Below are 7,055 nucleotides of genomic sequence, written 5' to 3'. Positions count from 1 at the left end.
ATCCGACTCATGCTCAAGCGGTTAGCGAATGATTAGATCCCAAATGGATTCTATAAGACTGACTCAATTAATAACCCTGTAGAATTGTCAATTGGACTCTACAGGGCATTAATTTAGTGGAACGATTGGATTGTAAGCTCTAGCGGAACCGCCGTTTGCGCCTTCTTGCAACAGCTTTGCGCTTTTTCTTTTCTATGGGAGTCTCAAAATGGCGCAGACGCTTCATATCTGCGAAAATTCCTGCCTTTGAAACTTGACGCTTAAAACGGCGCAAGGCCGACTCAATCCCTTCATTTTCGCCTACAACCACTTGGGTCATGCTATCTCCTCCTGAGTTTGAACAAGCAATTTAATTTGGGTAGTTACATTCACCCAATTGAATCTCTAACAAGATTGGTGATCACAAAAAATCGGGAGCATTCTGTGTTAGCGACTTAGACGAGAAGCTGTACTGTTAGATGTATGCTCACCGTATAGGTATTACCTCAGACTACTCAGTAAATCGAAAGCAACTTTGGCTGACGACGCTCACGCACTGAAGCGAAAAACTGAATGCCCCTGACTACAAGATTATAGGTGTTAGCTAGCCTGTAATGCTTGAGTAGGACAAGCTTAGTAACTACGAGAATACCCGCCACTTTGTCTTTTATCTTCACGAGGCTTGGCTTTATTAACCCTGAGGCTACGACCCATCCACTCAGCACCATCGAGAGCTTCAATTGCCGCATCTTCCTCAGCATCGGTTTCCATCTCTACAAAACCAAAGCCACGAGGACGACCTGTCTCGCGATCGTTTGGAATCTGGACTCTCTTTACAGTTCCATATTCCGCAAAGACACTAGTTAGATCATCTTGTGTAACGTCGTAGGATAGGTTACCCACATAGATTGACATAAAAAAGTCTCCAGAAGCAAATGATGTAGAGATTTAAATCCGGAGACACGCCTGTAATATACCCACAGAAACACTGTAGCCGAACATAATTCTCGCTAATTACCCTAACACATCAACTTGTGAGCTAGCCACTCTGGGTACTATTTCAATTCTATCAAGTAGATAGAATTTAGTTGATGTAGTTTAAGCGACTACTTGTTGAGGTATGAGTTCCGAACTGTTAGGGATATCTGATTGAAGCCGTGCGATCGCGTTGTCAATTAACTCAACACCTTGCTCAAGTGTTTCAATTACTGCTAAGTGCCCCCGCAAATCAGCCGCACCCGCAAAGTTTTTGGCATACCAGGTCATGTGCTTACGAGACTGACGAATACCGCGATCGCCTTTATACTCCCATAACGCCTGCAAATGTTCCCTAGCACACTCCAATCGTTCTACTGGTGTTGGTGGTATCAGTGTTTCTCCGGTTTTCAGGAAGTAATCAATTTCTCCCACCAAAAACGGATAACCTAGCGTTCCTCGCGAACACATTACCCCATCAGCACCCGTCTGTTCCAAACATTTCACCGCTGCCTCAACCGAAAAGATATCTCCGTTGGCAATAACTGGAATAGAAAGTATCTCCTTTACTCGCCCAATCCACTCCCACTTTGCATTACCGTTATAGCCTTGGGAACGAGTGCGTCCATGCACGGTAATCATCTGTGCCCCCGCATCCTCCATCCGCTTGGCAAATTCCAGAATATTGATTTCCTTATCTGTCCAACCGATACGAGTCTTGACGGTGACTGGCACATTCACTGCCTCAACAACTGCCCTCACAATTGCCTCAGCCGTCTCTGGTTCCCGCAACAAGGAAGAACCACCGCCATTTTTCGTAATCTTATTGACAGGACAACCCATATTAATATCAACCGTATCCGCCCCTTCTTGCACCGCCATCTGTGCAGCTTCTGCTAAGAAATCGGGACGGCAGTCAAACAACTGAATACTAATCGGTCGTTCGTTGGGGTCTACCTCCATAATTTTAGGTAGCTCTTTTACATAGTGCAGCCCTGTGGCATTCACCATCTCTGTGTACATCATCGACTCTGGCGCATGACGGCGCACCAGGCGACGAAACACCATATCTGTAACCCCAGAGAGGGGCGACTGTAGAACCCGACTTTTCACCTCAAAAGAGCCAATCTTCAACGGTGTTGACAGTCGAGCTTGCAAACTGGGAGATAGAGAAACCATAGACGAGATGTTGCAGCAATCTAGCTTCTCTATTTTACTCAGTACAAGCTAGCTTCTCTCTTTACCCAGTAGAACACCTTGTTTATTGATCAGTGCTGTCTCTTAAATTGGCTAACTATAGTGCTTAACGAACTAGTTTATAGCCTTAGTGTTGAGGAATTTTTCTCATTTCCTGATTAACCTTTGCCAACGCTCTGGCTGCAAAACGGTGAACATCCTTTTCCCGATCGCCCAAGGCAGTGAGCAAAACCGAGACAGGAACTTCAGTGTCTGCTCCTAGAGACTGTAAAGTCTTAGCAGCAAGACGACGAATCTCTCCTTCCTCATCTTTTAATGCTTCAATCAGAGCTGGAATAGCAACTCTAGCTTCAGAACCCATTCTTGATAAAGCCCATGCAGCGTACCAACGAATTTCTCCTTCCTCATCTTTCAATGATTCAACAAGAACCGAAACCGGAGTGTCTATTCTCCCTTGGATTCTTGACAAAACACCTGTAGAGATATGAGAGAAACCTTCTCCAATAAATGTTAAAAAATCAAGTAGTTTGCTATTAGATGTTAGTTGCATAGTACGGAATACCCAGTGACTAGATTTGGAAATATAGTGTTTTTAAATGGTTTTTAAACAGCGAAAGTGCTGAAAACTTTAGCTGACAAGGGGGTGTTTATTTACATCTCAAATGAAAACACTATAGTAGCTACTTACAACGGCATAGAGAAGATCATGAACATGAAGTAGCATAGGTTTTATTATCTATCCTCCTAGCGGAAGATTGCAAGAAGTCTAAGCGTAAGTTAATTCAAAGTTCATATCAGCTTTACAATAACTTCACACCCAATTGCTAGCTATTGGTAACGATCGCTTTACAGCCTGACAATTACCTTGACTATTAGTTAAAGGTTCTTAATCGTTTTAGTAAGTACAGTAGTTCTTGCCACAGGAATCTCTCGGTTCATGCTGCCACAACCACTACAAGTTAGGCGATTTATACACTAAGGGAAGAGTCCATAGGCGCCAACTCTCGATTGAGAACAAAGCTGATTTAACTTAGAACTCCCTCAAGACGGCAAACACAACAGATTTATTACGGTTCGCCCCAATCTCCCAAGCCCATAAGTTCTATACATTAGACACAGTGAAAGCAATCAGGAGCAGCTAGCTACCGATGCGCTTCATCTAAAAAAGGAGTAGTGAAAGCAATTTTGTTATATCACCGTCCAACCCCAGGTTCGGAAACCCCTCCTTCATCAGATAGCGTCACAATGCTCACTATAGAGATTGGTAGCTCTCTCCAATGGTATTGAAGCTCTCCAAAGCTGCTGATTGAACCCTTGAATTGTTCAGTTTTCAGTTCCCCCTGCCAAATCAGTATTTGTAGTTAAACGAACCCGGAACACTCTTATGGCAAAAGTTGTTGGAATTGACCTAGGTACAACTAACTCCTGCGTCGCAGTAATGGAAGGTGGTAAGCCTACCGTCATTGCCAACGCAGAAGGTTTTCGGACAACACCTTCAGTTGTAGCCTATGCCAAGAATGGCGATCGCTTGGTCGGACAAATCGCCAAGCGTCAGTCGGTGATGAACCCCGAAAATACTTTTTACTCCGTTAAACGCTTCATCGGGCGTAGATTTGATGAAGTGGGCAACGAAACTACTGAAGTTTCTTACAAAGTCCTCAATGCTGGCGGTAGCGTCAAGATTGATTCCCCCGCGCAAAGCAAGCAATTTGCACCAGAAGAAATTTCTGCTCAGGTGCTACGCAAGCTAGTAGAGGACGCTAGCAAGTACCTCGGTGAAACTGTTACCCAAGCCGTCGTTACCGTTCCTGCTTACTTCAATGACTCTCAGCGTCAAGCCACCAAAGATGCTGGTAAGATTGCTGGGGTTGAAGTGCTGCGGATTATCAACGAACCTACCGCCGCTTCTCTGGCATACGGCTTAGACAAGAAGACCCAAGAAACCATTCTGGTATTTGACTTAGGTGGTGGTACCTTCGACGTATCTATCCTTGAAGTTGGCGATGGTGTCTTTGAAGTATTGGCAACAAGTGGTGACACTCACCTTGGTGGTGACGACTTCGACAAGAAAATAGTTGATTACCTCGCTTCAACCTTCCAAAAAGATGAAGGTATTGACCTGCGTAAAGATAAGCAAGCGCTGCAACGCCTAACCGAAGCTGCTGAAAAAGCTAAGATTGAGCTTTCCAGCGTCACTCAAGCAGAAATCAACCTACCCTTCATTACGGCTACCCAGGATGGTCCGAAGCACCTGGATATGGTGTTGACTCGTGCCAAGTTTGAAGAACTCTGCGCTGACTTGATCGACCGTTGCCGCATCCCTGTTGAGAACGCAGTACGCGATGCCAAAATCGACAAGAGCGCCATTAACGAGGTCGTCTTAGTTGGTGGTTCTACCCGGATTCCTGCGGTACAAGAGTTGGTCAAGCGGGTTCTTGGTAAAGACCCAAACCAAAGCGTTAACCCTGATGAAGTCGTAGCCGTAGGTGCTGCAATTCAAGCAGGTGTCCTTGCTGGTGAAGTGAAGGATATCCTCCTCCTCGATGTCACACCGTTATCTCTGGGTGTGGAAACCCTGGGTGGTGTCATGACCAAGATCATCCCTCGCAACACCACTATCCCCACCAAGAAGTCAGAAACCTTCTCAACGGCTGTAGATGGTCAGACCAATGTGGAAATCCACGTTCTCCAAGGTGAGCGTGAGATGTCCAACGACAACAAGAGTCTTGGTACCTTCCGCTTAGATGGTATCCCACCTGCTCCTCGTGGCGTTCCTCAAATCGAAGTGACCTTTGATATCGATGCCAACGGTATCCTCAACGTTACTGCGAAGGACAAAGGTACAGGTAAAGAGCAATCCATCAGCATTACTGGTGCTTCAACGCTACCGGATGCCGAAGTGGATCGGATGGTCAAAGAAGCCGAAGCCAATGCTTCTGCTGACAAAGAGCGTCGTGAGAAAATCGATCGCAAGAACCAGGCAGATTCTCTTACCTACCAAGCTGAGAAGCAAATCCAGGAGCTTGGCGACAAGGTTCCCGCTGCTGACAAGACCAAGGTAGAAGGATTGATCAAAGACCTACGCGAAGCCGTTCAGCAAGAAGACGACGAGCGGATTAAGACCCTGACAACAGAGTTGCAACAGTCACTCTACAGCATCAGCACCAACCTCTATCAACAACAAGGTGGCGGTGGTCCAGATGCGGGTGGTCCTGGCGCTGGTACAGGTGCGGCAGGTTCTGAAACAACCTCTGGTGGTTCCAATCCTGATGATGTGATTGACGCTGAGTTCTCAGAAACTAAGTAGTGCAATTGATAGAGGCTAGTGATGAACTGCCTCTACCCTCAGTGATTGATTCAGTGTAATTGAGAAAAGGTGGATGGGTAGCGATCGCTCCTATCCACCTTTTTTATTGCCATAAAAATAGGAGGAGAACAGTATTCCCCTTCTCCTCCTACCCCTGTTTGAGATGAAAGTTTTATTCGTCTGAATCCTCAGTTGGGAAAGCCCCTGGTCGGACTTGAAAGGCTTGTACCCTACCCTGACGAGCAACTTCGACTTCTAAAGCACCACCAACCTGACTAGATTCGACTTGTTTTTGTACCTCACCAGCACTTTTAACTGGCTGACTAGCGACTTTTCGGATAATATCTCCAGGTTGGAGACCAGCTCTTTGTGCTGGTGAATTTGGAGCAACACCAATGATTAAAACACCAGTATCTTGCGTGACTTTAAAGTCAAAGTCCTTGTCCTCATTAATTTCTTTTCGGAGATCTGGTGTTAAGGTCGCCATCCGAATGCCTAAGTAGGGATGCTCAACTCGACCTTTTGTGAACAGTTGATCGGCAATTCGTTGTGCCGTTTCAACCGGGATTGCAAAGCCTAATCCCTGAGCACCAGCACGAATCGCTGTGTTAATCCCAATCACTTCACCTCTGGCATTCAGCAGAGGACCACCAGAATTACCGGGATTAATCGCGGCATCTGTTTGAATAAAGCTAACCCGTTTTTCTGGGACACCGACCTGAGAACTAGAGCGATCTAGGGCACTGATGATACCAACGGTCACAGTATTATCAAGCCCTAGGGGATTGCCGATCGCAATTGCCCACTCTCCGGGAATTAAAGTCTCCGATTTTCCGAGGCGTACTGTAGGTAAACGTGTCGCCTCAATTTTGACCACCGCAACGTCGGTTACCGAATCGACACCGACCACCTTACCGTCAAATGTTCGACCATCCTTAAGCGTAACTTTCACTCGATTAGCACCTGCGACAACGTGAGCGTTAGTAATCATCCGCCCATCTGAAGTCAGAATAAATCCTGAACCCGTGCCTCGCTCAACCCGTTCTTCTGGAGGTTTTGGCATCTCATCACCAAAGAATCGCCGGAAGAAGGGATTTCTAAACGCATCGGGAACCTCTCTTGAAACCTGACGTGCCGAGTCAATCCTGACAACGGCTGGTCCCACGCGATCGACTGCCTCAGCAATGAAGTTGAGATTGGCTTCGGGAGGACGACCTGAGGGCTGAGCATTGGAAGGTTGCAAGACAGCCGGAACGGCTTCAGGTGGTCTTTGTACTGACTGCTCTGCCATGAGATAGCGACTCCCCAGTACCCCTGCGCCACCGCCTAAGCCCAGCAAAGTCAGATAAACGGTCAGCTGCTTTAGGGATAAACTCATGGTCTTGACAACTCAACGATATCTTTTGCTTACTTATTACTTCCACTCTACTGAAAAAGTTTGGAATTAACCGAAGGCTCTGAACTAAGTTGTGTTCACCTGATGCTACTGATGGGCTTCTACAATCGTCGGTTGTCTGTCGTTTGTTAGACCCTTCAGTGGTGTTAATGGGACTTAAACAAATATCAAGCCCAAACAAAGCCCAAACTAGCTTTATAA

6 protein-coding genes are annotated in these 7,055 nt (G+C 46.3%); 1 reads left to right on the top strand and 5 read right to left on the bottom strand.

The window, feature by feature from the left end:
* Positions 1-139: 139 nt before the first annotated feature.
* The 4 genes from rpsU to AC5JL3_RS24980 all read right to left on the bottom strand — a co-directional run bounded on the left by rpsU (position 140) and on the right by AC5JL3_RS24980 (position 2,701).
* Positions 140-319, bottom strand: coding sequence for a 30S ribosomal protein S21 (gene rpsU, locus AC5JL3_RS24995; protein WP_192219246.1), 180 nt, complete (start codon positions 317-319; stop codon positions 140-142).
* Between the two features lie 293 nt (positions 320-612).
* Positions 613-894, bottom strand: a complete 282-nt coding sequence (gene rbp, locus AC5JL3_RS24990; RefSeq protein ID WP_192219247.1) for an RNA-binding regulator — start codon at positions 892-894, stop codon at positions 613-615.
* Between the two features lie 183 nt (positions 895-1,077).
* Positions 1,078-2,133 (bottom strand): tRNA dihydrouridine synthase DusB, encoded by a 1,056-nt coding sequence (dusB, locus tag AC5JL3_RS24985; RefSeq protein ID WP_496077050.1) that lies wholly within the window; start codon positions 2,131-2,133, stop codon positions 1,078-1,080.
* Positions 2,134-2,278: 145 nt separating this feature from the next.
* A complete protein-coding gene (locus AC5JL3_RS24980) occupies positions 2,279-2,701 on the bottom strand; it encodes a HEAT repeat domain-containing protein (protein ID WP_496077049.1) in 423 nt (140 codons plus the stop codon).
* A gap of 834 nt (positions 2,702-3,535) precedes the next feature.
* On the opposite strand from AC5JL3_RS24980, the gene dnaK reads away from it, so the two are divergent.
* Positions 3,536-5,458 carry a molecular chaperone DnaK gene (dnaK, locus tag AC5JL3_RS24975; protein WP_496077048.1) on the top strand — a complete coding sequence of 641 codons (1,923 nt, stop codon included), beginning with the start codon at positions 3,536-3,538 and terminating at the stop codon, positions 5,456-5,458.
* 172 nt (positions 5,459-5,630) lie between these two features.
* Here dnaK and AC5JL3_RS24970 read toward each other — a convergent pair whose 3' ends face one another.
* Entirely contained in the window at positions 5,631-6,836 is a 1,206-nt protein-coding gene (locus tag AC5JL3_RS24970; protein WP_496077047.1) for an HhoA/HhoB/HtrA family serine endopeptidase, read from the bottom strand.
* Positions 6,837-7,055: the final 219 nt, after the last annotated feature.

It is taken from the genome of Symplocastrum torsivum (assembly GCF_059505465.1).
This window is presented reverse-complemented; position numbering and strand designations above follow the sequence as displayed.